We start from the raw sequence: 25,708 nt of genomic DNA, 5'->3' as shown, positions 1-25,708 counted from the left end.
TGCGACGCATTACCAGAGACCATGTACGAATCTAAATTTCATAATCTGCTGAGCAGAAAAAAATTCACTATTCGAATCTTAAAACACATCGCTTGGGCACTTCTAGTCATTCTACTCGTGCTGTGCCTAGGTGTATTAGGCAACGTCTGGTTTGAGCATATTTCTTTTCATGACGCCGTTTTAAATATTGCCCTCACAGTCTCCGGAATCGGTCCTTTTGTACTTCCACAAACCGTGGGTGGAAAAGTCTTTTTTTCCGCATTCAGTATTTTTGTAGGGATCGTCTTTACGGCCAGTATCGGCATGATACTGGCACCCGTGGCTCACCGGGTATTACACAAGTTTCACCTAGATACATCTGGAACCGACGACGATGATTAAGAGTCAAATCAATAACGAATTAATCATTAACAAACTAAGCATTCAATCAGACATTTTATTACCAACACCACAGACGAAAAAAACTCGAATCTGACATGACAACAAACTCGAGTTTTAAAGCTGCGATTAATCGAGACAAATCAAAACTAACCATTTAACTTCAGTGTTAAGTGGTTAGACGTCGGTCATTGTGAACCGACGTCTGCTGTGCGGATCAATTCGACTTAACAGCCTCCTTGCGATCCCAGCCAAAGAGTGTGCTCACGACTTGCCACATCACCCCAACACCACCGACGATGAAGACCACGTCACCAAAGGTGCGGACCCAGCGCAATGTGTGCAGGATTTCTTGTTGCATGAATGTCTCACTACGAGCCCACCACATACCCACGCTATAGCTGGCATGGAACTGGATCAGACCGATTGGCAAGAGGCTCAATGCAACCATCATGACCAAACCAATGTTCATGGTCCAGAAAGACCACTTCATCAGTTTCTCGTTAAACACCATCTCTGGACGGATGTAACGCAACACGAAGAGCGTAAAGCCCAGTGCCAGGAAGCCATACACACCGAACAAGGCTGTGTGTGCGTGCACAGGTGTCGTATTCAAGCCTTGGGTGTAGTAGAGCGCAATGGGTGGGTTGATCATGAAACCAAACACACCAGCACCGAGCATGTTCCAGAAAGCAACAGCCACGAAACACATCAAAGGCCACTTCAGGTTTTCCATCCAGCTTGCACGGGCTTTGAGGCGCCAGTTATCCCAGGCTTCGTAACCGAGCAGAACCAGAGGCACCACTTCAAGCGCACTGAACATCGCACCAATCGCAAGAATCGGTGTTGTCGTACCCGCAAAGTACAAGTGGTGCATCGTGCCGGGCGTACCACCCAGCATAAAGAGAATGGCGGCCGCCAAACTGGCCATGGTTGCACCACGCTTGGAAACCAGACCCATGGTGGCAAAGATAAAAGCCAAGGTCACAGTGGCAAACACTTCAAAGAAGCCTTCAACCCACAGGTGAACCACCCACCAGCGCCAGTACTCCATGATCGTGATATGGGTGTCTTGGCCATAGAACAAACCGGTTCCATAGAATAAGCCCACACAAACCACAGTGCCTGTAAAGAGCACCAAGAGGTTTTTGTCGCCTTTTTGCTTCAATGCAGGGATCAAACCACGCAGCATCAGCACCAACCAGAGCAAGATACCGATAAAGAGCGCAATCTGCCACAGACGACCAAGCTCAAGGTACTCGTAACCCTGATGACCGAGCAGGAAGTTCAGATCTTCCGGCATCAAACCACCGATGGTCATGAAGTTACCGGTGAAGGAACCGACCACCACGACAATCAACGCCCAGAACAAAATATCAACACCTAGTTTCTGGCCAGCAGGATCTTTTGAGCCATTCAAAATTGGCACTAAAAAGAGTCCGGCTGCTAAGAACCCTGTTGCAATCCAGAAAATAGCTGCTTGTAAGTGCCACGTACGTACAAGTGAATACGGAAGCCACTCTGAAACGTTAATACCGTAGAAGGTCTGACCTTCAACTGTATAGTGCGCAACAAAACCGCCAATGAAGATCTGGGCAACAAACAAGACCACCACGACAAACAGGTACTTGCCTAAGGCACGTTGCGAAGGCGTCAGTGGCAGTGCCAGAACAGGATCTTTAGCAGGCGCTTCTGGATCAGGCTCGTTCTTGTGCATAAATGCCCAAGCCCAGACCAGCATACCCACACCAAAAATCAGCAGAAGAATACTCATGAGCGACCAAATCATGTTTTCTGCAGTTGGTACGTTATCAACCAAAGGCTCATGCGGCCAGTTGTTGGTGTAGCTTGCACCACCGTCTTTTGAGCGCTCGGTAGCGGCTGCCCAAGCTGACCAGAAAAAGAAATTACCCAGACGCTCGCGCCCTTCGGCCGATGGCAAGGTGTTTTCTTTCATGGCAAAGTTCACGCGACTCGTGTGCGTTTCGGGATCATCACTGAACAAACTGTCGTAGTACTTGTTGACTTCAGCAATGGCCTGTGCACGTCGTGGCGTAATCGTGACTCGGTTGGTCGCATCATCAACTGTATTTTGACGATATTCGAGTTTGACCTGACGCTCGAGAACGACTTGTCGATCTGGATCGAGCTCATCGTATCCGATGCCATACTGATCTTTTGCTGCAATATCCAGCCAAGCCAGTAGTTCTCGGTGCAACCAATCAGCGGTCCAGTCTGGCGCTTGATACGCACCGTGACCCAAAACCGATCCCAGATCCATACCGCCGACACTTTGCCAGGCACGTTGCCCCGCAAGAATCTGCGCTTCTGTCATCACAACCTGACCATCGGTTGTCACGATTTCACTGGGAATAGGCGGTGCTTTGTAATAGACCTCCTTGCCCATCCAACCGAGCACGGAAAACGTCACGAGCAACGTGACGATTAGCGCCCACCACATCCTTTTATATTCGCCCATTTATAACCTCCATTGGGATACACCGAGCCTGACCATCAGGCACTCAGTATTTTCCCGAAAGAAGGTTATACGTGAGCGAATATCGGAGCCGATTGCACAGACATTGAAGGTTCAGGGTATAAACAACCCTACTTAATATAAATTATTTTTAATATTTTATTGCAAACATAGAGAAAATCTGGATGAGATATATGTCGTAAAACTATACGTCCAAACATGTTTCATTACAGCCATGAAAACCACGAAGCTGGGTTTTTACTGTAAGCCACACCGACAATATAGAGAAAAATCAGCACAGCAATCACAGCAGAAATTAAACGCGTTTTGCGAGTGCGTCCTCGTTTAATGGCCAACGTGCCAACACCGATATAGGCCAGCAATAAAACAATTTTGGTCAGAATCCAAGGTTGTTCTGGTCCAAAAATCATCGCTAACAACACACCACCCGTCAGCAACGCAGTATCAATCACATGCGGCACGATACGGACCCATCGTTTCTGCAAAATATCTGATCCCATCACGGACCACCAGGAACGAATAATAAAAAGCGTGATGCTCAAGACCACCGCTGTGACGTGTAGGTGCTTAATCGGAAAATAATATTCATGCATGGTGAAGAAACTGACCTCTATAATATTGCTAATATCTTGCTAAAAAATATTTAAAAAAATAATTTGAAACTGTTAAAATCAGCCTAGTTGATTCAATAAAGTGATTCAATATTTAACCGTTCAAAAAGCTATCACAAACTTTAAGCAGCTCTCTACAAAGCCATCACGTTGTAAGGACATTGCGATCCACAAACAGGTGCCGAGAGTTGCTTGATCAGGAGGATGAAATGTATTTAAGCCCCGAACAAATCCAGAATGCGATTAACACGGCCTACACAAACCACGCCAAAGAAACAGGTGGTGCCAATGCGGATTACATCCCCTTTCTGAAAAATGTCGATAGCAATTTGTGCGGACTCAGTGTCGTGACTGTCGATGGTCAGGTTTTTAGTGCGGGGGATGCAGACACCCCTTTTGCGATTGAATCCATCTCTAAGGTGTGCACCTTGGCGCTGGCGATGAATGACTGGGGTCAACAGGCCATCATGGACAAAATCGGTGTGGATGCCACCGGCATGCCCTTCAATTCAGTCATGGCACTTGAACTCCACGGTGACAAGCCCATGTCACCACTCGTCAACGCAGGTGCTATTTCGGCAGCGAGCCTTATCAAGGCCGATTCACGTGAACATCGCTGGAGCCGAATCCTGCAAATGCAAAGCGATCTCACCGGCACCGACATTCAGATTAGTGATGAACTCAATGAGTCTGAGCAAACCACAAACTTTCACAACCGAGCCATTGCATGGTTACTCTACGCGGCAGGTTATCTGTACTGTGAACCCGATGAAGCCGTGGACGTCTACACCCGTCAGTGCTCGACGTTACTCACGACTAAAGCACTGGCCACCATGGGTGCCACCATTGCAGCTGGCGGAATCAACCCAATCACTAACAAAGATGTGATCAAAGAAGCTTATTGCGCATCCATTCTAGCCGAAATGACCATGGAGGGCATGTACGACACAGCCGGTGACTGGGCATTTACGGTGGGTTTGCCCGCAAAAAGCGGTGTGGGTGGTGGCATTTTGGCCGTTGTTCCAGGTGTGATGGCAATTGCCGGGTTCTCGCCACCATTGGATCCCATCGGCAACAGTGTGCGTGGCCAGAAAATGGTCGCCAGCGTGGCACAAACACTAGGCTTTAATCTGTACCAATGCGCGCGTAAACGTTAGCCTAAACAAATGCTGATCTGAATGATCGCTAACCTGAACGCTCATTCACCATTCAGACGCTGCACTAAAAAGGCTGGCATAGAGCCAGCCTTACTTCAGTTGTGCGTTTCAATTTCGTTTCAGCCGCTTATCTACATACAAGTGCCCAATGACATCTCGACTTTCAGAACACACCTGACCATCCACCAATCGCGTATTCAAAACCTCACTTAAACGCGCCCGATTAGCATCGGCATCGCCCTCACCTCGCCACAACCAGCTGGCATAGCGTTCAACGATGTAATCCACATCGTATTGGCTCTGGCGAACCCGCTCTTCCCACACGACTTCAGGGCTATAGCCTTTCAGATATAAGAGGTTGAACAGGTCGTAAATGTCGTGCGTGTTTTTTGCACCCACCGCTTGGCGTGGTAACTCAAAATGATCTTGCAGCTCGATCAGTAAACGATCTTCGCGATGGGCATACAGTGTGACATAGACGCCATGACGACTAGCTGCGAGTACTTTATCAAGCATCTCGACACTTGAAATCGCAGGTGTCATATACAAAAACACCAAATCAAACGCTTCTTGCCAGCCCAGCTGCTTCAAATCAACCTGCTGCCAGGGCAGATGATGTAAATCAGCCGGATTAAATGACAGTCCAAGTTTTTGTAAATTCTCAATGGCATGTTTAATCATGCCTGAAGAGATTTCGATACCACTAATCTGCGCACCTCGGCGCAAGAACTCAGCCAGATAGCGACCTGCCCCAAAGCTGATATCGAGCACGCGCACATCTTTTAGGTCCTGATGACGCTCCAGAACACCCATCGCAAAATCATCGTCACTGACGGTAAACCGACTGACCTCAGCAGCCCGTCTGTCCCAGGTCTTTTCTGACTGAATCAGATCCACTTCTTTGGCATTGAGCCGATTCGCATAAAACGCATACAAATCATTCACTGTCGATTCCCTTCACAAAGCTTTAAGTTTTTTAGAGATTGTCCTGGCCATCTTGGACAGTCTGCATCACAAGACGTTCCAATAAACGGTCTGGTTGAGACACATCCAAATGAAAAATATCGCACAGGGTTGCAAGAATTTCCTCACGCGCCAAGGCTTGGATTTCAGTGTTGCCATCGGCTTGAGTACGGCGCAATAGATTGTTGTACAGACTCACTCTGGAGCCATCATGGCAAGCCAGTGCGATGGTTAAGTTGTCGACAAACTGTGAATCGACATGCGTACTCGTATACCAGTTAGCGATTATCTGATCTCTGGGATACATGGGTTGTAGATCGAGTTCATAGACGTCAATCCATTCATCCAGTTTGCAAACTTGATGGAACCAGCGCCCTTCGTCATTCATTAAACGCCGTAGACCATGGGGTGTGTCTTGCACCAAGCCAGATTGCACTTGCAAAGCCTGGGTCAAGGAGTAGCCACCAAACCCCACATCTGTAATCCAAAGCGCATCATTCAGTTTCACTTGAAGTAACAAATGCGTACGACCCGGCATCACAGACCGATCTGACGTCCGTAACCGCACTCGAGCTCCCAGTGGCGTCACATCAAAACCCAAAGTGCGTAAAACCGCTTTTAAAAGCCGATTTTGTTCAAAGCAGTAACCACCGCGTCGCTTTAAAACCAGCTTGTCAAACACGGACGTCTCATCAATCGCCGGAGTCTGGCCCAGCAATACATCCATATTCTCAAAGGCAATGCGCTGAACATGCGCACGTGTTAAGCCATGGAGTGTGGTCAGACACACATTCGTTGGACCGTCATAATGAATGCGGTTCAGATAGGCGTCTAGCTGTTTGGAACTCAACATGGAAAACACCGTCTTAACAATGAATCATGTTTTTGATCATAGGTGAAACCACTTGTGTCTGGTATCAGCCACAAGACAATTAACCAAAAGGGTAATCTGAATACCCAACATGAATACAAGCGCGGTGTACTGTAATCACTATTCACATGCAGCGATTTACACCCAACTATCCACATTCAATCTTAAGAGGCCATCTTTTGACGCAGCTAACACAAACCTTTGATCTCACCAATAACGTCCCAGTCTTGGGCTATCACTCACACGTCTACTATGACGAACAAACATTAGCCCAAGCCAAAACACTGTGTGAGGCCGCAGCGCAACGCTTTGATTTAGCTATGGGTCGGATGCACGAGCGCCCCGTGGGTCCCCATCCCGACTGGAGTTGCCAGCTGTCCTATGCGCCTGAATTACTGAATGATGTGCTGCCGTGGCTAGCCACTCACCGCAATGGTTTGGTTATTTTTACGCATCCTCTGACTGGTGATGATTTGCGCGATCATCGTGACTATGCCATCTGGATGGGGGCTGTCAGACCTCTGGATTTAACGATTTTTAATCGGAAAGTTCTTTAAGTCTAATAGGCGCTTACACTTTTTCAGATTTACGTTATAATGCTCAGCTAACCTGTTTTTGAACAAGGCTTTTTGAATCAAAACGCCGACATTCAAATTGATTCACGTCGCAGGTTCGTGCGAGTGCGACTCACTATTCCGAGTGACAAGCCTCGTATTCAACAAACAACCGGGTCAAAAAGTATTTTCAGAACATCCGAAAATCACCCAGGTCGTTTAACCCAACTAGGAAATTGTTTCATGCCTAAGATGAAAACCAAACGAGGCGCAGCGAAGCGCTTCATCGTACGGGGCAGCGGCTCCATCAAACGTGGTCAGGCTTTCAAACGTCACATCTTGACCAAGAAAACCACAAAGAACAAACGTCAATTGCGTGGCACAACAGCAGTTCATAAAGCTGATGTGAGCGCAGTTCGCTCAATGTTGCCTTTTGCTTAATCACGCCTGACGACTAAGGAGCTAAGAATATGCCTCGCGTAAAAAATGGCGTTACTGCCAAAGCACGTCACAAAAAAGTCCTCGCCGCCGCCAAAGGTTATCGCGGTCGCCGTGGTAACGTTTTCCGGGTCGCCAAACAGGCAGTCATGAAAGCCGGTCAATACGCATACCGTGACCGTCGTAACAAAAAACGTACTTTCCGTGCACTCTGGATTACTCGTATCAATGCCGCAGCTCGCGAGCAAGGTATGAGCTACAGCAGCTTCATCGCCGGCTTGAAGAAAGCCGCCATTGAGCTGGATCGCAAAGTATTAGCTGACATGGCTGTTCGCGACAAAGCAGGTTTTGCTGCCATCGTGAACCAGGCCAAGCAGGCCCTGTCTGCCTAAGCTGTGCGGATAATCCGTGCTTAAGTTTGCTTAAGCGGATTTGATGACTGAAAGTCAAAAACGGGGCCTGCGGGCTCCGTTTGCAATTACGCTACAGAAATCGCGTTGTGCCACCGAAACAGGTTTGTAATCAGATGCCTTTCTAGAAGGTATTCCTGCTGTGGCGACGTTTTGAATTCTCTACAACAGGTGTCTGATGTCAAACACATATGAAGCGTTAATCTCACAGGCGCAACAAGATTTTGCAGCCTGTTCAGACAGTGCCAGTCTGGAAAACGCCAAAGCCCGTTATTTAGGCAAACAAGGTGCTGTCACAGCCCTGATGAAAGGATTGGGTAAGCTTGAACCTGACGCGCGTCGTACCGAAGGTGCCCGCATCAACGTTGTCAAACAAGCCATTGATGGTGCACTACAAGCACGCCGTCAAGAGATTGCCGATGCCGCTTTGAGCGCACAACTGGCTCAGCAAACCATTGATGTCACTCGCCCCGGGCGTGGACGTGGCCAAGGTGCTATTCATCCTGTGATGCAAACCTGGCAACGCGTTGAAGCCATTTTTGGATCAATCGGCTTTGAAGTCGCCGATGGCCCTGAAATTGAAAACGACTGGACCAACTTCACAGCCCTGAATAATCCACTGAACCACCCTGCCCGCTCTATGCAGGACACGTTTTATGTGGACATGAAAGACAGTGAGGACCTGCCACTCTTGTTGCGCACCCACACCAGTCCGATGCAAGTGCGCTATGCCCGCATGCACCAACCCCCTATTCGCGTCATCGCCCCTGGTCGCACGTACCGGGTTGATAGCGATGCCACGCACTCCCCAATGTTCCACCAAGTTGAAGGTCTCTGGATTGATGAAAACATCTCCTTTGCAGACCTGAAAGGTGTGTACACCGACTTTATGCGCTGCTTTTTTGAGACAGACGATCTGGAAATCCGATTCCGACCCTCGTTCTTCCCATTTACGGAACCCTCGGCCGAAATCGATATGCGATTTACCACAGGCCCGAATCAGGGTCGCTGGCTTGAAATTTCAGGGGCCGGTCAAGTGCATCCCACTGTAGTGCGAAATTTCGGCTTAGATCCGGAGCGTTACATTGGTTTTGCGTTCGGTTCTGGTTTAGAGCGCCTGACCATGCTGCGTTATGGCGTAAACGACCTTCGCCAGTTCTTTGAAGGCGATCTGCGCTTTTTGGCGCAATTTGCCAACTGACCTGTCACGCACGAGAGAAAACATGCAATTTCCTGAATCCTGGCTGCGAGAGTTTGTCAATCCTGACTGCTCTACCGATGATTTAGCCCATCATCTGACCATGGCGGGTCTTGAAGTCGAAGAACATGACCCCGTTGCACCTGAATTTACCGGTATTGTCGTGGCCCGTATCGTGGCCGTCGAGCCTCACCCCAACGCAGACCGTCTGCGTGTTTGTCAGGTGGATGGCGGCGCCAAACACGGTCACAACTTACAAATCGTTTGCGGTGCGCCCAATGCGGCGCAAGGTCTGCTTGTACCACTCGCCACCATCGGTGCCAAACTGCCCGGTGGTATGACCATTGCCCCCGTCAAAATGCGAGGTGTGGAATCCGCCGGTATGTTGTGCTCTGCCAATGAGCTCGGCCTGTCACAAGACCACGATGGTTTGATGGTGTTGGATGAGTCACTCACACCGGGCACTTGCCTACGTGAAGCCTTAAATCTGGATGACTGGATCCTGACCCTCAAACTCACACCCAACCGTGCTGATTGCCTCTCTATTCAGGGGATCGCGCGCGAAGTCGGTGCCATTTTAGAAGCGCCGGTTAAAAAATTACAGACTAAGCCAGCACCCGTACTGATTGATGATCGCGTCACAGTCGATGTGCAAGCCCCTGAATTGTGCGGACGTTTTGCAGGTCGTGTGATCCGTGGCGTCAATGCCCATGCAAAAACACCTGCTTGGATGGTTGAACGCTTAGAGCGCAGTGGACAACGCAGTGTTTCAGCTTTGGTCGATATCTCCAACTATTTCATGCTCGAATCAGGCCGTCCTAGCCACGTCTTTGATTTGGATAAGTTAGCCGAACCGCACTTATGCGTACGTTGGGCACGCGATGGCGAAGAGATCAAACTTCTGAACGAAGAAACCGTCACACTGAACAGTCAAATCGGTGTCATCACTAGCGCAGACAAACCTGAAAGTTTGGCTGGCGTCATGGGTGGCGATCACACAGCGGTCACACTCGACACACAAAACATTTATCTTGAAGCCGCTTTCTGGTGGCCTGAATCGATTGCTGGTCGCACGCGTGATTTAAAAATCACCTCTGAAGCAGCCCACCGCTTTGAGCGAGGCGTCGATTTTGCCAATATTCCACAAGACATTGAGCGTTTGACACAGCTCATCCTGGATATTTGTGGTGGTCAAGCCGGACCGGTTGATGATCAAACCGTCTGCTTGCCTGAAAGACCGCCCGTCCAGATGCGCCTGAGCCGCTGCCAACGTGTTTTAGGGATCACTCTTGAGCAAAGCGACGTTGCTGCTGTTTTTGATCGTCTGGATCTCGTCTGGACATTCGATAACGATGTCTTTACAGTCACCCCACCCTCATTTCGCTTTGATCTAGAAATCGAAGAAGATTTGATTGAGGAAGTGGCACGATTGGTTGGATTTGACAACATTCCGGCTAAACCACCTCTGGCGCCTGCCAAGATGCATTTTGAGCCAGAAACCACGCGTTCTGTGCACACTTTACGTCACGCAATTTGCGCTCGCGACTATCAAGAAGTCATCAACTTCTCATTTGTCGAACCACATTGGGAAGAGAACTGGTTAGGTCAGACCGACCCGATTCGTCTGCTCAACCCGATCGCCAGCCAAATGTCTGTCATGCGCACAAGTCTGCTGCCAGGCTTATTAAACAACATTGCCTATAACGCCAATCGTCGTCAGACCCGTGTGCGTTTGTTTGAATTGGGTCGTGTCTTTAAGCGCAACCCTGAAACTAAAGATGGCGATCTGACCGTCGCCGGTGTGGATCAACCTCAATACCTGTCAGGTGCAGCCTGGGGTCCGGTTGATCAAGAACAATGGGGACTGGCAACCCGTCAGGTTGATTTTTTTGATGTGAAACGCGACGTCGAAGTGCTGTATGGACGTTTTGCGAAAGATCTCAAATTTGTGCCAGAGCAACATCCACTTTTCCATCCCGGTCGTTGTGCACAGATTTTCTTGCTTGGGCAACCTCAAGGTTGGATCGGTGAACTCCATCCCAAATGGGTTCGAGATTTAGGCATTACACATGCCCCCGTACTCTTTGAGCTATCGACCGAGACGCTGCTTACGCAATTAATGCCCGCCCCTAAAACCTTGTCACGCCAACCCGTGGTACAACGTGACATGGCGCTGTGGGTAGAACCGCAGGTGACTGTTGACGCTTTGCTACAAAGCATGCGCGAGGCTGTCAACGCTGAACCCGAATTGTCGATTGTTCAGGATATTCGTTTGTTTGACGTGTGGCAGGATCCTAAATCGGAAGACGCCCACTTAAGCTTGGCTTTCCGTGTCTGGATGCAAGACCCGAAAGTCACCCTGGAAGATGAACGCGTCGACACCTGCATGCAGCGTTTACGTCAAATTCTGGAAACGCAACACAACGCCAAAACACGCTAGGAATTTTTATGTCACAACCCAAAACATTAACCAAAGCAGAGCTGGCAGAATTATTATTTGACCAAGTCGGATTGAATAAGCGTGAAGCCAAAGATCTGGTTGAATCATTTTTTAACCAGATCCGCGATTCCCTCGCGCAAGGCGAACCCGTCAAACTCTCCGGATTTGGGAACTTCCAAGTGCGCGACAAACCTGCGCGTCCTGGTCGCAACCCAAAAACGGGTGAAGTCATTCCGATTGCACCGAGACGTGTGGTCACGTTTCATGCTAGCCAAAAACTGAAAGCAGTTGTCGAAGGATCATCCATGGTTTATTCGGACGACTCTATGTTAGATTTAGACGAATAATACGGCCTAGGAACGTTTTTCATGAACGATAAAACCCAAGTCACTTTGCCTCCAATTCCAACCAAACGTTACTTTACGATTGGTGAGGTCAGTGAGCTCTGTGACGTGAAACAACATGTTTTACGTTACTGGGAACAAGAGTTCACGCAACTCAACCAGATCAAACGACGTGGTAATCGACGCTATTATCAGCACCATGAGGTACTTTTAATCCGTCGTATTCGTGAGTTGCTGTATGTCGAGGGTTTTACGATCAGTGGCGCTAAAAACCGACTTGCCCAAGGTCGCAGTGATGCGTTCAACGATCCCGAAGCCGCAGTTCGTCTCAGTGCCCAGGAACTTCAAGCATTGCGCACAGAACTTCTTGAGATTTCAGAACTTTTAAAAAGCGTTTAAGCAAGCTGACAAATTTAAATTTTCTGTTATAATTGTCGTTTGTCGGGGCGTAGCGCAGCCTGGTAGCGCACTTGCATGGGGTGCAAGGGGTCGAGTGTTCGAATCACTCCGTCCCGACCAAGAATACCTCAAAACAATCAAGCACTTAGAGCCTCACCGCTTTAGGTGCTTTTTTGTTTCTATGGTTTTAGTGGACCACTTGAATTTGGTGGACCAAAATTGGCCTGCCCTAACATTCGTAGAAAATAACTCTACCATCTTATGAGCCTTGGCTTTTTACTCTGGCTAGCCTCTAAAATTTCTGCTCAGTTCTATCCCCTTAATCGTTACCTAAGCAACTGATGAGTTCTGGTTGATACTCTATCGGGGTAATTTGTTTGAGCTAAATAAGGTTTGTCGTCTTCTCCTATCTAAGGATAGAAGATTGAATTCTCTGTAAGTATGAGTGCTTGTTTTGTTAGCTGCAAAATTTTTTCTCTTCTTTGATTAAACATTTTTTTATATTACATAATAAATGTATATTATGCGTATTTTATGTGCTTATATAAAGACTCTCGCCACTCAGCTATACAACAGAGGTCCTGTAACTCAGTTCATACTGCATAGGAACAATACACAATAGAATGCTTTATATTGAATCAGGTTTTTAACGATTGCACGACAAGTAACAATAATAGATCAAGAGATTGGGATCAAAACACATCATGACACAACTAGCCAAACTGGATGCGTTAAAAGAAAAATTAGATAGCTATCGCCCATTAGACCCACAAGTCGTTAATAACCTACATGAAAACCTCGTTTTGCAGTGGACTTATCATAGTAATGCCATTGAGGGAAATACGCTTACACTAAAAGAAACCAAAGTAGCTCTAGAAGGCATCACCATAGGTGGGAAAACGTTACGAGAACATTTTGAAGCCGTGAATCATCGCGATGCTATTTTATTTGTCGAGGATTTAGTTAAACAACAGGGCCCTCTAGATGAATGGACTATCAAGTCGTTACACCAACTCGTCCTCAAAAATATTGATGCACAAAATGCAGGTCAATACCGTCAAGTGAACGTGCTCATTTCAGGAGCAGAACACCGCCCTCCCGAAGCCTTTCAAGTCGCAGATCACATGCACACCTTTATTCATTGGTGTAATACCCAAGCACAGTCATTGCATCCGGTGGAGCGTGCCGCACGTGTGCATGGTGAGTTTGTTAAGATCCATCCTTTTGTAGACGGTAATGGTCGTACGTCTCGCCTATTGATGAACCTAGAGCTGATGAAAGCGGGATTTCCTGCCTCTGTGATTACAGTAGAGCAACGTCTCCCCTATTATGAGGCCTTAGATAAGGCGCACTGTACGGGGGATTATGAGGATTTTATTGCGTTAGTGGCGGATAGCATAGAGCAAAGCTTTGAGCCATATTGGTGGGCGCTCGGAATAAACTAGCTAGTAGAGGCCCTTTGTAATCCCATAGACTCAGAATATTTTTGAAAGACTAACAGGACTATCGCAGCGTACGCCCCAAGTGGATTTTTTAATTGTTTATACGCAGTGTGCTATACCATTTTTATGTATGCAGAACTGAATCGCCCCGGAAATCGTGGAGGCCATTTGGTTAAAGTAAAACAAGTTCAGCAACCAACGCTTCACGCTGTTGATAATACCGCTCTTCTGCTTCAGCAGGTGGAACGTCACCAATCGATTCCAACAAGCGTTGGTGGTTGAACCACGACACACAGGGATTGCGCATCAGCCAGACTCAACAAATACAGTCGAATACGTCATCAGAGCAATAAGCTAGGGAAGATTGCCACTCTTGTTTAAAACTCTTTTGCGTCTAGTAATTTCGCAACAAATGACGTATTGATCTCACCGTCTAAGAAAGAAGGATGATTCAGAAGAAAATAGTGAAAGTCTGCAGTTGTCTTAATTCCCTGAACTTCAATTTCCTTTAAAGCTCGTGACATCCGCATAATCGCCTCTTCCCGATTATTTCCCCAACAAATCAACTTTCCAACCATGGAATCGTAATAAGGAGGAATAACATAGTCTGACTCAATGTGACTATCCATACGCACACCAAAGCCGCCGGGCGCCCGAAAATACTCTACTTTGCCGGGTGATGGCATAAAATTTTGTTTTGGATCTTCAGCATTGATACGGCACTCAATTGCATGTCCGCGAATTTGAATATCAGACTGATCTAGAGTTAATGGCATCCCACTTGCAATTTGCAGTTGCAATTTAATTAGATCCACGCCAGTTACCATTTCCGTCACAGGATGCTCAACCTGAATTCGTGTATTCATTTCAATGAAATAAAATTCTTTTGAAATATTGTCGTACACAAATTCAATTGTGCCTGCATTTTTGTATTTGACCGCTTCACACAATTGCACAGCCGCTTCACACATACGTCTGCGCACCTCATCGGTCAAAACTGGTGATGGCGCTTCTTCTACCAGCTTTTGATTACGTCGCTGCGCAGTGCAATCACGCTCACCAAAATGAAGAGTTTTAATACCGTCAGAAATTACCTGCACTTCAATATGGCGAATATCCGTTAGATAGCGCTCGATGTAAACAGCTGGATTTCCAAATGCAGCATCAGCTTCGGCCATAATTTCTGCAAGATCACGCGCCAATGATTCTCGCTCATAAACGACACGCATACCACGTCCCCCGCCGCCTGCTGAAGCTTTAATTAACAACGGGAAGCCAACTTCATCTGCAATTTCCATAGCAGCGTGCAGCTCTGAAACCTCACCCGCTGACCCAGGAATTGTCGAAACTCCAGCTGCTTTGGCAATTTTTCGTGCCTGTATTTTGTCGCCCATTTTTTGGATAATTTCAGACGCAGGACCAACAAACGTAATACCTTCGGATTCACAATATTTTGCAAACTCTGGATTTTCTGCTAGAAATCCATAACCAGGGTGAATCGCATCGACTTTAAATGCTTTTGCTGCACTGATCAGCGCTTGTTGGTTTTGATAACTTAATCTTGCCTGAGCCGGACCGATACAAACAGTTTCATCAGCCAATCGTACCGGTAAAGAATTTGCATCAGCCTCAGAATAAGCCAATACACTACGTATACCCAACTCTTTACAAGCACGTATCACCCGTAAAGCTATTTCGCCACGATTAGCGATTAGAACACTGCCTAAAAGATCCGACATATTACTTCTCCCCCAACTGTTCAAATTATTATTGACTTAATTCAATCAGCATCAAAGGCTGCCCGTACTCCACAGCTTGCTCGTTTGTGACAAGAATTTTCTTCACAACACCATGAACACCTGCTTCAAGATTATTCATAAGCTTCATCACTTCAACGATGCACAAAACACTTTGCGGGCTGACAACATCACCTTCTTGAACAAAAGCTGGCGCACCCGGTTTTGGAGCCGCATAAAAAGTACCGACCATGGGCGCTTTGATTAACACCTCACCTTGGGCTGCTTCAATTTTGCTCGCAACAGCTGGGCCAGAATGAGCAACTGGCTCAACCGGAGGAATTTGATCGCGCTTTTGTCCTGCTACGAGTGCTGGAGCAGCGACTTCTGGAACTGACAGTGTTGGCGTTGAAGTAGTTGCCGAAGACACAGCCGGCAGAATCTGTGCTGGTGAACTTTCTTCTCTTCTCGAAACAAAAAGTTCTAATTCCCCATATTTAAGAGAGAACTCCTGAATGTCATCATTGAGATTGAGCCAATCAACCAACGATTTAATTTCATGCAACTCTATTAGCTTGGACATTTCATCCTTCTCCTTTATCAATACAAATTTCTAGATCATTAGTTTTTAATGAAATTTTTCCGTGATTTTTTTTCTTAGACAAACTCTTTATTAATTTCAACAAAGAGCTTTCCGCATCTTCTGAGCGCTCCCCTTCTCTTATCGCCCTGCGCATTTCATCTACTTGAGTGCCGGCAAACATTGCTCGCAAAAGAAGATCATCCAAACTGTCCGTGGGATATCGTTGCTTAAGCCCTGGTAATGCGGGCAGCAACTCTGCAGGCGTTTCTGGAATATCTGAAGAGCCATTCTCTAAAATCAGCTTCAAAGCATCGGGATCCATGTCCGTTAATAATTTTCCGTAGTAACCCAAGGCATATTTTTTGATCTCATTGGGAACAACACCATATCTTTTGCCTGAAATCACGTTCATCACAGCTTGTGTACCAACAAACTGCGCAAATGGTGTAATCATGATCGGATACGCCAATTCAGCCCGAACCCTCGCAGTTTCCTGAAGCAACTCGTCAAAGCGATGTGACAACCCTGCAGTTTCTAATTGAGAACGAAAATTCGTTAACATGCCACCAGGGAGCTGATGCATATAATGCAATCCGTCGTATTCGTTCGGTACACCAACAGGTTTGTTTTCTTTTTTGGCAATTGTTGAAATGTGCTCGCTAATTTCATCAACAATTTCATCATTCACATTGACTTGATAACCTAGCGCACGTAAGTCCCTCACAATATGCTGAGTTGATGGCTGTCCAGCACCATTTGCCAACGGCGCAATCGACGTATGTAGTGCATCAACGCCCAACTCCACCGCTTCGAGGTACATATACGTAGTCAGTCCTGTTAAACAATGACTATGTAATTCAAGTGGACGATTTCCTATGGCTTCCTTTAAAGCAGGCACCAGTGTTCGGACTCGTTCAGCTGTTAGTAAACCGCCTGCATCTTTAAGCATGATGAAATCAACATCAGCCTTGTCGATCAGCTCTTTTGCCTTACTGACAAATAATTCATCTGTATGCACCGGGCTTTCACAAAACGAAATTGCCCCGAAAGTTTCTGCGCCTAACTTTTTTGCTAAACGTAAGCCCTCAGCAATGTTGTCAATATCATTCAAACCATCAAATGATCCGATGACTCGAAACCCATTCGCATATAGGCGCTCTATCCAACTCAAAATGACGTCGTTCGGTAAGAAATCAAAAGCGGCAATATTTCGTGAACGTACAATGGTTCTAAATTTAGAGTTTGGGGCTAATTGATGAGCTAAGCGGACACGCTCCCACGGATCTTCTTTCAAATAACGCACTGAGACATCAAATTGAATGGGCGCCATCAAATCAATCTGATCAAAACCAGCTTTATCGAACTTTTCTGCCATTTCAACAATGTGTTCTGTCCGCATGCGTGTTGCCCACAAGCTTTGAGGCGCATCACGCAATGTCGTATCGATAATCTTGATCTCACGAAGGCTATTCGCTGGTCGCCCCCCAAGACTCATGATTGTAGAAATTGGTTTTCTATCTTGTGCCTGCATAATTAATCTGCCTAAAAAGTCTCTGATAAGCCGCAAGTGAACGCCACAGATACAAAAAATCGCACATACCTAATTCAAGTAGGTTATTTTCACTTTAAACAGTTCAGTCAACTAGTTTCTATACGGGTTCACATTCATCATTACGGTACCCACCGGATTTTCTTGCATGACATTCAGCATGTACACGTAGGATATTTTCCGGTGAGTGAGTCAATAATTACTCGATAGAAATGCCTGCACTTTCCGCAAGGGCTTTCCAGTTCTCAATCTCTTTAACTAAGAAAGCCTGTGACTCAGCCGCTGAATCACCCACTGGTTCCAAACCTTGCTCACTAAGCCACTCACGCATTTCAGGGTCTTGCAAAATAGCCAAAAACTCCGCATTTAAACGCTCAACTGTTTCGGTGGGCGTTTTAGCTGGCACATATAATCCATACCAAACCGATGCATCAAAATCAGGTAATCCAGCTTCAGACACGGTATTCATGCCAGGCCAAAGCTCACTGCGTTGCGCCGTCGTTAAACCAAGCGCTTTAATTTTTCCAGCCTCGGCGTAACGCTTTGCGGTCGACAACGGATCAATGACCAACTGAACTTCATCACCCATCAAACCAGCCAACGCCGCACTTGCCCCTCTGTACGGCACGTGCGTCATTTTTGTATTCGCGGCCGCATTAAAATGTTCTGATGCAAAATGAACCGATGTACCAACACCTGGTGTACCAAAATTGACTTTGCCAGGATTTTCTTTGGCATAGGCTAATAATTGCTCAACGTTCTCGACCGGTAAATTGTTACTCACTACCAATGCAAAGGGTCCGCGAACGACTGTTGTAATGGCTCGCAAATCTTTTGTGGCATCGTAGGGTAGATTTTTTTGAATTGCAGGCTCAGTGGCGATCGCTCCACTATGCAACAAAATTGTTGATCCATCCGGATTGGATCGTACAGTCGCTTGTGTTCCAATCGAACCACCCGCACCTGCTCTGTTTTCAACCACAACGGGTTGTCCAAGACGGTCACTAAGTTTCTGTGCCAATTTACGGCCCAATACATCGGATGTACCTCCTGCTGCATAAGGAACGATAATGTGCATCTGTCCCAAACTCTGCTCTTTACTGACCTGATCTTGTGCATACGCTAATGGCATGCTCAAGGTCATCACTGCCAAACTCGCAGTCAAAGTTTTTTTACAAAAAATCATGAATATCTCCTTATGATCTCTATGATTAGAGTTATGTATTGAGGTGTTACTACTAAAGTTGTTTTTGGTCAGTCGTATCCCTAACTCTTGTTATTGATCTTTATCCACGCGTGACAATGGCCGCGATGCATTCTTCACCATCATCATTTCGAACCCAGACGTGATATCGCGTTGACTCATCTGGATCAGCCTGCCCACCAGTAATTAATTTCTCACCGATAAAAACAGGCTTAACAAACCGCGCATCTAACTGCAGATCTGCAAAAACAGAATCACCAAAATTCTTCTGCAAACACTTCCAAATCAAACACAAAGACATCGTTCCGTGCGCAATCGGACGTTCCATTGGTGTCGTAGCAGCAAAATCAGCATCTAAATGAATCGGATTAAAATCGTCTGTTAATTCGGCATACGAACGAACAGCTTCTTCTGTCACCAAAAAACTGACAGTCTGTAATGTTTGAATTTTTTTCACACACACCTCTTAAGCCGCCCAAATCAACGTTAAAAGCCCATCAAATAAAGGACGTTGCTGTTTGTCCTCTATCCCTGAAACCCTGAGCTGAAGGTACTTGCGCGAGCGGCGTTCTTCCTTTGATTCGCATTTCACAGTGATCCGCATGGCTTCTCCCAACTTTGGCAAATCATGGATAGTGAACTTTTGTTTAGCGTGTACATTGCCGGGGGGACGTGGACTCACAACATCTAAATAGGCGTGCATCATGCCCACGATCGCCATACTGGCTGCTTGCGCAGCCCCGTTGTCGGGAGCCTCAACATCAATCCCAAAAATGGCTTGCCAACGCTGAGCTTGTGCCTCGTCATAAACCTGCAGGCACTGACCCATCACCACACCGGGTATGAAATCAGCAAATAAAATTGGATTTTTATTCACAACGACGCCTCCAGAACCTTGCCGACAATTGGCAAGGTCATGCCGTGTACATTCTGAAATTCGATTTCAACTTGGCTGCCTATCTTGAGAAGTGGTTGTGCCTCTGGCAGCGCATTCGCCATAACCCGAAACCCTTCCTCCATATTCACAATCACAATTGCGTACGGCGTCATTGATTTAAAAATTGGTAGCGGCGCTCGATGAACGATGGTGTAAGTTAAGACCCGACCCTTCTTCATCGAAGTTTTCCATTGCAATGACACAGAATGACAATGCTCACAGAGGCTTCTCGGGATCAACTGAACCGCGTCACAAACATCACATTGCTGATAACGCAATTGATGATCTTGAATGCCACTCCAGTAGGGTTCAGTGTGTGCGTTGGGTCGTGGCAATGGATAATTTAATTCACTCATCTCACACCCCAAAAACCAAAGAACAATGCGCTGACAAAATACCGCCATCACCATGCACAAACGCTAATTTCGCATCTTCAACTTGCCGTGCTTGTGCGCGACCGCGCAATTGATGGATTGCTTCAATAACATGGAACAGACCACCAGCTGCGCCAGAATGACCATATGACAGCAGGCCTCCGTGCGTATTGCAGGGCAGTTTCCCTCCAAGCCCAAGCTCTCCTTCTGCAGCAGCTAAGCCTGCTTGCCCTGGTTCAAAAAAACCGATTGATTCCAGCTCAACAGCGAGCGTGATCGTGAAAGAATCGTAAATTTGCGCAACATCAATATCTGATAATTGAACTCCCGCCCTTGCAAACGCCGTCGCTGAAGATTGCTTACAACCAAAATCAATCAGGCTTGGAGCGGCCACAATATGCTCATGCGTATGCCCTTGTCCTGCACCTAGAATCTCGACAGATTTTCCTTGGGTATCACGTGCAGCCTCTCGGCTACTAACCACAATCGCAGCGCCACCATCAGAAATGAGACAGCAATCAAGAATGTGTAAAGGTTCGGCAATAAGCCTCGAGTTGACAACTTGATCAACCGTAATAGGCTCACGTTTGTGTGCTTTTGGATGACGCCCGGCATGTCGACGATGCTCAACTGCAATTGCAGCCAGCTGTTCAGAAGTGACTCCGTATTGATGCATATAGTGCTGCGCAACCAATGCATAAGAAGCCGGAACACTAATTCCAAAGGGTCGCTCAAATTGCGGATGACCCACCTCTGACAGAGCAGCAACCGCCCCATCACGAGACATACCCGTCAGACGATTGTCACCAGTCACCACAAGAACATGTTGGCACTGGCCACTTGCAACCAAAGCTGCAGCTTGCATCACCATAATGCAAGCACTCGCACCGCCCGCTTGAATGGCTAAACATGTGCCTGGATGAATGCCCAAATACTCACAAAAAACTGATGCCAGCATCAAATGTGGCTCAGTAAAAGAGTACGCACAAAGCACACCATCAATATCTTGTAGCGTTAATCCAGCATCTGCAACCGCACCCAATGCTGCTTGCGCGTGCAAATCCATACAACTACTACCGGGCAACTCACCAATCTCAGTGTCAAAAGCGCCCGTCACAAAAGCGTTCATAGTCATTGCTTAATCCTCAGGGCTTAAAACCTAAGTCACGAGCAATAATGTTTCGTTGAACATCGCTTGTGCCTTCACCAATGACATAAACAAAAGCATCACGGTGAATACGACCGACTGGATACTCGCGCATAATGCCAGCACCGCCATGGATACGAATAGCTTGCTCGCTCACTTTAAGTGCGGTTTCTGATGCGATTAGTTTGATCTTGGCTGCCGTTGCGGAATCCAACCGTCCTTGATCTACCAACCACGCACCGTAATACACCATTAAGCGCGATGCTTCTATGTCTGTTGCCATATCCGCTAATTTATGTGCAACCGCCTGATAATCACCAATGCGTTTTCCAGCGACAATTCGATCCTCTGCATAGGATTTAGCAGCATCAAATGCGGCGCGTGCCATACCTAAGGCGTTGGCAGCAACGCCGACTCGATTTTCACTCAGGCACTCCAGCAACAATGGGTATGTACCAGTACGTTCACCAAGTAGACATTCATCAGGCACGAATACATCTTCAATGTGAATAAGGGCTGTTTCGGAACCACGTATCCCTTCTTTTTTTAATTTGTGTATTTCGATGCCTTTACATGGCAGCTCGACAATAAACAAACTAATCGCATCAGGTTTCAGCTCCGGTGACGTCCGAGCAGCCATCATCAAAAAGTCTGCAATTGGTGCATTCGTGATATAGAGCTTGCTACCATTCAAACGCCATCCACCCTCTACCTTTTCAGCTTTAGTGGTCATTGCTCGAATGTTAGAACCTCCATCAGGCTCACTTAGGGCAAATCCGGCAATCTTTTCCCCCGCCAGCGCTGGCTGAAAGAAGTGTTCTTTTTGATAGGTTGTGCCATTTTTCCAGATCGGCCAGATTGCCAAATGTGTTTGTGCTGACCAGCTTGTTGCGAATGCTTGACTGACGTAGCTAAGTTCTTCACGCACTATGCAATCGCTAACTTTATCCATCCCCGTCCCACCATCCTCCACGGGGTAACGGACGCCCAGCAATCCAAGCTCAGCCCAACGCTTAAAAAGATGTTTTGGAAACTGTTCTTTCTCTTCAGCCTCAACGACCAAAGGGGCCAGCTCATCACGGCAAAAGCGACGCACTGTATCTCGAACAGCCTCATGTTCAGGTGAAAAAGAAAAGTTTAATGACATAGTTGAGCTCGATAAAAGTTTTCTGTATAGAGAATTTAATTTATTTATAAATAAAAAGAAGCTAGTATTAACCCTAATTATTTTCAAAGAAAAAAATCTTTATTCTCTATAAACCATCAATCGTATTCTCTATAAAGAATAATCATGAAGACAAAACCCACAACCTTGCTTTCTGAAATAGAACAATCTAATCGCTTAGAAGCTTTGCTCAACGCACAAAGTGTTGCAATCGTTGGTGCCAGCGCAGACCCCACGAAAATCAATGGTCGACCAATCGCATATATGCTCGCGAATGGCTATCAGGGAAAAATCTATCCAGTCAATCCTGGCCGTCATGAGATACAAGGTCTAAAGTCCTATGCCAGCCTCAGTGCCATTAATGAGCCCATTGATCTTGTTGTGATTGGGTTGGCAGCAGCTCAAGTCGAAAGCGTCATCCAAGAAGGCATCTCAGTTGGTGTTAAAGCGTTTATTGTTTTTTCTTCTGGCTTTGCTGAACTGAATGCAGAGGGACAAGCGATGCAGTCACGACTGACGGCACTGGCAAAGGAACATGACATAGTCATCATCGGCCCCAATTGCCTGGGTATTGCAAACAGCCGCACGGCTTTACTCGCGACATTTACGACAGCCCTAGAAAGCCATCAGCTAAAACGCGGTAAGTTTTCATTTATCACACAAAGTGGCGCACTAGGTGCCTACTGGCTCGATATCGTGTTAAGTAGCGGAATCGGTTTTGCACAATGGATCACGACCGGCAACGAATGTAATGTGGATATTGCACAAGCAATTGATTTTTTAGTTGACGATCTAGATACACAAGTCATCGGTTTGTATCTGGAAGACTCACGCAATTCCTTAGCATTACGCGCCGCACTTGAGCGAGCGGCCTTAGCAGGAAAATCGGTTATTGCGATTAAAGCTGGAAGCTCTCAGGCTGGTGCAGCAGCAGCCGCATCCCATACTGGGGCACTGGCTGGTGACGATGCCTTATATGAAGCGTGTTTAAACCAATATGGCGCTCTAAGAGTTAGCAGCTTGACTGAAATGATGGATGCCGCACGTTTGCTGTTAAATGATGCAACCCCCTCAGGCTCACGCATTGCTGTGATGTCCGTATCGGGTGGCGCTGGCGTTTTAATTGCTGACGCTTTTGAACCCCAAGGCCTTGAGCTACCAGCTTTAAAAGAAGAAACCAAAGAGGCTTTGCGATCTATTCTTCCCAGTTTCGTCCAACCAAACAATCCACTGGATATTACAGGACAAGTACTGCAAGATACACCCATGATTGCCAATGCGATGGCAGCCTTATCGGAAGATAGGGATTTAAATGCAATTGTGCTTTTTATCGGCATGATGCACAGTATTGCTGATGCTTTTGTGGAAGCTTTATCACAAGCCAGACAAACCGTGCACTGCCCTATCATTGTCATCTGGGTCGGCGCTATGGATGAAAGCATTCATGCATTAGAAAAAATCGGAATTCCAGTATTCCTGGACATCCCGCAAGCCACCAATGCGATCGCCAGTTGCTTGCAACAAAAAAATGTATTAAGTCAAATTCAACTGAAAGGGCCTAAAGAACTGCCATCGCCCCTAACTCAGATTGAATCGCAAGCATCTACACTCACCGAATGGGATGGCAAACAGCTGCTTGGTCAGCACAAAATCCTTCAAGTTCCACAAGGTTGGTTATTGCAGCCTGGTGACCCTTGCCCACCTGATGCGTCATTTCCGCTTGCCGCAAAGCTACAATCAACGCAGTTATTACATAAGAGTGATGCTGGTGGCGTCATCCTGAACATCCAAGATGAACAATCACTTGATATTGCAGTTCGAAAACTACATTCAATTGGCCAATCACTTGGGATTGATGTGCAGGGAATTCTTGTGGAATCCATGCTGCCTTTTGATCACGAAATTTTATTAGGCTTGCGACAAGACCCACGATTTGGACCTGTTCTCACACTCGCTCGAGGCGGAGTTGAAGCAGAACTAGACCCGGATGTGACCAACTTATTATTGCCTGCCGATGCCAAAGACATCGAAAAATCTCTCAGAAGTTTGCGCCATGCAAAGATACTACAAGGATATCGAGGACGTCCTAGGATTGATATACCTTCAATTTCTAAAAAAATTGCTGAGCTTTGCCATTGGTTTGAGCAACAAACATTACGTGAAGTTGAAATCAACCCTTTGGCATTAAAAAATGATCAAGCTTTTGCGCTAGATGCACTAATTACCCCTTTAAAAATCGATCAAAATAGCAGTCAATAGTTGTTGCATCCCAAAACATAGTCCCAAAAATCTGAAAAGGACAGCGAGTTCCTTCATTCAATGGGACTGTCTGGTACCAGTTCTCTGTTCAGACATACAATAGCCAGAATCAGTGGTTGTGAAACACACGCATGGAGTAATTTACATGCGTGTAGCACAACAGCTTATCGGGATCATCAAAAGTTTATTTATGTCGAATCACCCCACATCAGAAAAATTAGTTGGAGCGTTAAGCTCTGGTATTAAAATATTGCGCTACTTGGCCGGTGCACCCACTCCTCTCGGTGTAACCCGCATCGCTAAAGAACTAAATTTAAATTCCAGTACCTGTTTTAATCTTCTCAAAACACTTGTCCATGAAAAGCTCATCACGTTTGATGAGTCTACAAAGACTTATTCCATGGGCCTGGGTCTAGTAGAGCTCTCTAAAGGATCTCTAGAGAAAGCATCTTATGTACGTCTTATGCGCCCACATTTATTGGAATTGGCCGAAAGACATAATACGACCATTACCTTATGGCAACGCAGTAGTGCTGATCGCGTGGTTTTAGTCGATTTGGCCGACAGTGGTTCGCCGATGCGCATCCATATGAGCATTGGCCAGCGTCTACCGATGTACATCGCAGCTTTAGGTCGATGTATGGCAGCGCATTCGAACTTATCGCACCAAGAACTCAGACGCAAAATCAGTGAACTGCGCTGGGAAGACGGCCCCAGTTTCGAAACCTATCTACAAGAAACACAAGACGCTAAAGAACGCGGTTTTGCGTATGACCACGGGAATTATGTAAAAGGCGTTGTCACTGTCTCATCGCCCATTCTTAACAGCCAAGCAGAACCCATCATGGCATTAAGTGCGGTAGGCTTTATGTCACAGTTTTCTGAAAACTCTCTACAAACACTCGGAGAAGACTTAAGAGATCGATGCCAGGAAGCTACCACAGCATTGTCTGGCGGGATCATTAAAGACATTCGCACAATCAAACATTAAGAATCGAATATTGCCCAATTTACGCATATGGTCCAGATTTTCCTGCAATTTAGAGTAGCAG

At 46.6% G+C, this 25,708-nt stretch carries 26 protein-coding genes and 1 tRNA gene; 13 read left to right on the top strand and 14 right to left on the bottom strand.

What is annotated here, in order from left to right; all coding sequences use genetic code 11:
- The first annotated feature begins 21 nt into the window (after positions 1–21).
- Positions 22–381 (top strand): two pore domain potassium channel family protein, encoded by a 360-nt coding sequence (locus ACOI06_RS00360; RefSeq protein WP_420660435.1) that lies wholly within the window; start codon positions 22–24, stop codon positions 379–381.
- Between the two features lie 214 nt (positions 382–595).
- Here the strand turns inward: ACOI06_RS00360 and ACOI06_RS00355 are convergent, their stop codons facing one another.
- Both ACOI06_RS00355 and ACOI06_RS00350 read right to left on the bottom strand, forming a co-directional pair.
- A complete protein-coding gene (locus tag ACOI06_RS00355) occupies positions 596–2,857 on the bottom strand; it encodes a nitric-oxide reductase large subunit (protein WP_420660434.1) in 2,262 nt (753 codons plus the stop codon).
- A 224-nt stretch (positions 2,858–3,081) separates the two neighbouring features.
- Positions 3,082–3,468: a SirB2 family protein gene (locus ACOI06_RS00350; RefSeq protein ID WP_420660433.1), complete on the bottom strand. Its 387-nt coding sequence runs from the start codon at positions 3,466–3,468 to the stop codon at positions 3,082–3,084.
- Between the two features lie 227 nt (positions 3,469–3,695).
- On the opposite strand from ACOI06_RS00350, the gene glsA reads away from it, so the two are divergent.
- A complete protein-coding gene (gene glsA / locus ACOI06_RS00345) occupies positions 3,696–4,643 on the top strand; it encodes a glutaminase A (RefSeq protein WP_420660432.1) in 948 nt (315 codons plus the stop codon).
- 108 nt (positions 4,644–4,751) lie between these two features.
- Here the strand turns inward: glsA and ACOI06_RS00340 are convergent, their stop codons facing one another.
- A complete protein-coding gene (locus tag ACOI06_RS00340) occupies positions 4,752–5,588 on the bottom strand; it encodes a class I SAM-dependent methyltransferase (RefSeq protein WP_420660431.1) in 837 nt (278 codons plus the stop codon).
- Positions 5,589–5,619: 31 nt separating this feature from the next.
- Positions 5,620–6,459 carry an arylamine N-acetyltransferase family protein gene (locus tag ACOI06_RS00335; RefSeq protein ID WP_420660430.1) on the bottom strand — a complete coding sequence of 280 codons (840 nt, stop codon included), beginning with the start codon at positions 6,457–6,459 and terminating at the stop codon, positions 5,620–5,622.
- A gap of 197 nt (positions 6,460–6,656) precedes the next feature.
- Between ACOI06_RS00335 and ACOI06_RS00330 the strand changes: the two genes are divergently transcribed.
- The 9 genes from ACOI06_RS00330 (at position 6,657) to ACOI06_RS00290 (ending at position 13,705) form a co-directional block, all read left to right on the top strand.
- Positions 6,657–7,034, top strand: a complete 378-nt coding sequence (locus ACOI06_RS00330; protein WP_420660429.1) for a DOPA 4,5-dioxygenase family protein — start codon at positions 6,657–6,659, stop codon at positions 7,032–7,034.
- Between the two features lie 240 nt (positions 7,035–7,274).
- Complete coding sequence (gene rpmI, locus ACOI06_RS00325; protein ID WP_420660428.1) at positions 7,275–7,472, top strand: 50S ribosomal protein L35; 198 nt, start codon at positions 7,275–7,277, stop codon at positions 7,470–7,472.
- A 29-nt stretch (positions 7,473–7,501) separates the two neighbouring features.
- Positions 7,502–7,861 (top strand): 50S ribosomal protein L20, encoded by a 360-nt coding sequence (gene rplT / locus ACOI06_RS00320; RefSeq protein WP_420660427.1) that lies wholly within the window; start codon positions 7,502–7,504, stop codon positions 7,859–7,861.
- A 196-nt stretch (positions 7,862–8,057) separates the two neighbouring features.
- Entirely contained in the window at positions 8,058–9,080 is a 1,023-nt protein-coding gene (gene pheS / locus ACOI06_RS00315; RefSeq protein ID WP_420660426.1) for a phenylalanine--tRNA ligase subunit alpha, read from the top strand.
- Positions 9,081–9,102: 22 nt separating this feature from the next.
- A complete protein-coding gene (gene pheT, locus ACOI06_RS00310; protein WP_420660425.1) occupies positions 9,103–11,517 on the top strand; it encodes a phenylalanine--tRNA ligase subunit beta in 2,415 nt (804 codons plus the stop codon).
- Between the two features lie 8 nt (positions 11,518–11,525).
- Positions 11,526–11,864, top strand: a complete 339-nt coding sequence (locus ACOI06_RS00305) for an integration host factor subunit alpha (protein WP_420660424.1) — start codon at positions 11,526–11,528, stop codon at positions 11,862–11,864.
- A gap of 21 nt (positions 11,865–11,885) precedes the next feature.
- Entirely contained in the window at positions 11,886–12,260 is a 375-nt protein-coding gene (locus tag ACOI06_RS00300) for a MerR family transcriptional regulator (protein WP_420660423.1), read from the top strand.
- 43 nt (positions 12,261–12,303) lie between these two features.
- Positions 12,304–12,380, top strand: a tRNA-Pro gene (locus tag ACOI06_RS00295).
- Positions 12,381–12,964: 584 nt separating this feature from the next.
- The gene (locus ACOI06_RS00290) at positions 12,965–13,705 is read left to right on the top strand and encodes a Fic family protein (protein ID WP_420660422.1); all 741 of its coding nucleotides are present in this window, start codon (positions 12,965–12,967) and stop codon (positions 13,703–13,705) included.
- A 169-nt stretch (positions 13,706–13,874) separates the two neighbouring features.
- Here ACOI06_RS00290 and ACOI06_RS00285 read toward each other — a convergent pair whose 3' ends face one another.
- The 10 genes from ACOI06_RS00285 to ACOI06_RS00240 form a co-directional block, all read right to left on the bottom strand.
- Positions 13,875–14,009 (bottom strand): hypothetical protein, encoded by a 135-nt coding sequence (locus tag ACOI06_RS00285; protein WP_420660731.1) that lies wholly within the window; start codon positions 14,007–14,009, stop codon positions 13,875–13,877.
- Between the two features lie 70 nt (positions 14,010–14,079).
- The gene (accC, locus tag ACOI06_RS00280) at positions 14,080–15,441 is read right to left on the bottom strand and encodes an acetyl-CoA carboxylase biotin carboxylase subunit (protein WP_420660421.1); all 1,362 of its coding nucleotides are present in this window, start codon (positions 15,439–15,441) and stop codon (positions 14,080–14,082) included.
- 28 nt (positions 15,442–15,469) lie between these two features.
- Positions 15,470–16,042, bottom strand: a complete 573-nt coding sequence (gene accB / locus ACOI06_RS00275; RefSeq protein WP_420660420.1) for an acetyl-CoA carboxylase biotin carboxyl carrier protein — start codon at positions 16,040–16,042, stop codon at positions 15,470–15,472.
- A complete protein-coding gene (locus ACOI06_RS00270; protein WP_420660419.1) occupies positions 16,023–17,552 on the bottom strand; it encodes a pyruvate carboxylase subunit B in 1,530 nt (509 codons plus the stop codon). The genes accB and ACOI06_RS00270 overlap by 20 nt, the downstream gene beginning before the upstream one ends.
- A 217-nt stretch (positions 17,553–17,769) precedes the next feature.
- Entirely contained in the window at positions 17,770–18,756 is a 987-nt protein-coding gene (locus ACOI06_RS00265) for a Bug family tripartite tricarboxylate transporter substrate binding protein (protein WP_420660418.1), read from the bottom strand.
- Between the two features lie 100 nt (positions 18,757–18,856).
- Entirely contained in the window at positions 18,857–19,231 is a 375-nt protein-coding gene (locus tag ACOI06_RS00260) for a MaoC family dehydratase (protein ID WP_420660416.1), read from the bottom strand.
- 9 nt (positions 19,232–19,240) lie between these two features.
- Complete coding sequence (locus ACOI06_RS00255) at positions 19,241–19,651, bottom strand: hypothetical protein (protein WP_420660415.1); 411 nt, start codon at positions 19,649–19,651, stop codon at positions 19,241–19,243.
- A complete protein-coding gene (locus ACOI06_RS00250; protein WP_420660413.1) occupies positions 19,648–20,067 on the bottom strand; it encodes a Zn-ribbon domain-containing OB-fold protein in 420 nt (139 codons plus the stop codon). The genes ACOI06_RS00255 and ACOI06_RS00250 overlap by 4 nt, the downstream gene beginning before the upstream one ends.
- Before the next feature lies 1 nt (position 20,068).
- A complete protein-coding gene (locus ACOI06_RS00245; RefSeq protein ID WP_420660411.1) occupies positions 20,069–21,220 on the bottom strand; it encodes a thiolase family protein in 1,152 nt (383 codons plus the stop codon).
- Positions 21,221–21,230: 10 nt separating this feature from the next.
- Positions 21,231–22,379, bottom strand: coding sequence for an acyl-CoA dehydrogenase family protein (locus ACOI06_RS00240; RefSeq protein ID WP_420660713.1), 1,149 nt, complete (start codon positions 22,377–22,379; stop codon positions 21,231–21,233).
- Between the two features lie 144 nt (positions 22,380–22,523).
- Between ACOI06_RS00240 and ACOI06_RS00235 the strand changes: the two genes are divergently transcribed.
- A complete protein-coding gene (locus ACOI06_RS00235) occupies positions 22,524–24,656 on the top strand; it encodes an acetate--CoA ligase family protein (RefSeq protein ID WP_420660410.1) in 2,133 nt (710 codons plus the stop codon).
- A 190-nt stretch (positions 24,657–24,846) separates the two neighbouring features.
- Positions 24,847–25,647 carry an IclR family transcriptional regulator gene (locus ACOI06_RS00230; RefSeq protein WP_420660712.1) on the top strand — a complete coding sequence of 267 codons (801 nt, stop codon included), beginning with the start codon at positions 24,847–24,849 and terminating at the stop codon, positions 25,645–25,647.
- Positions 25,648–25,708: the final 61 nt, after the last annotated feature.

Source organism: Orrella sp. 11846, assembly GCF_048820935.1.
In the GTDB taxonomy this organism is placed as follows: Bacteria; Pseudomonadota; Gammaproteobacteria; order Burkholderiales; family Burkholderiaceae_B; genus Algicoccus.
Note: the sequence above shows the minus strand (reverse complement) of the source record. Positions and strands in the feature narration are given on the sequence as shown.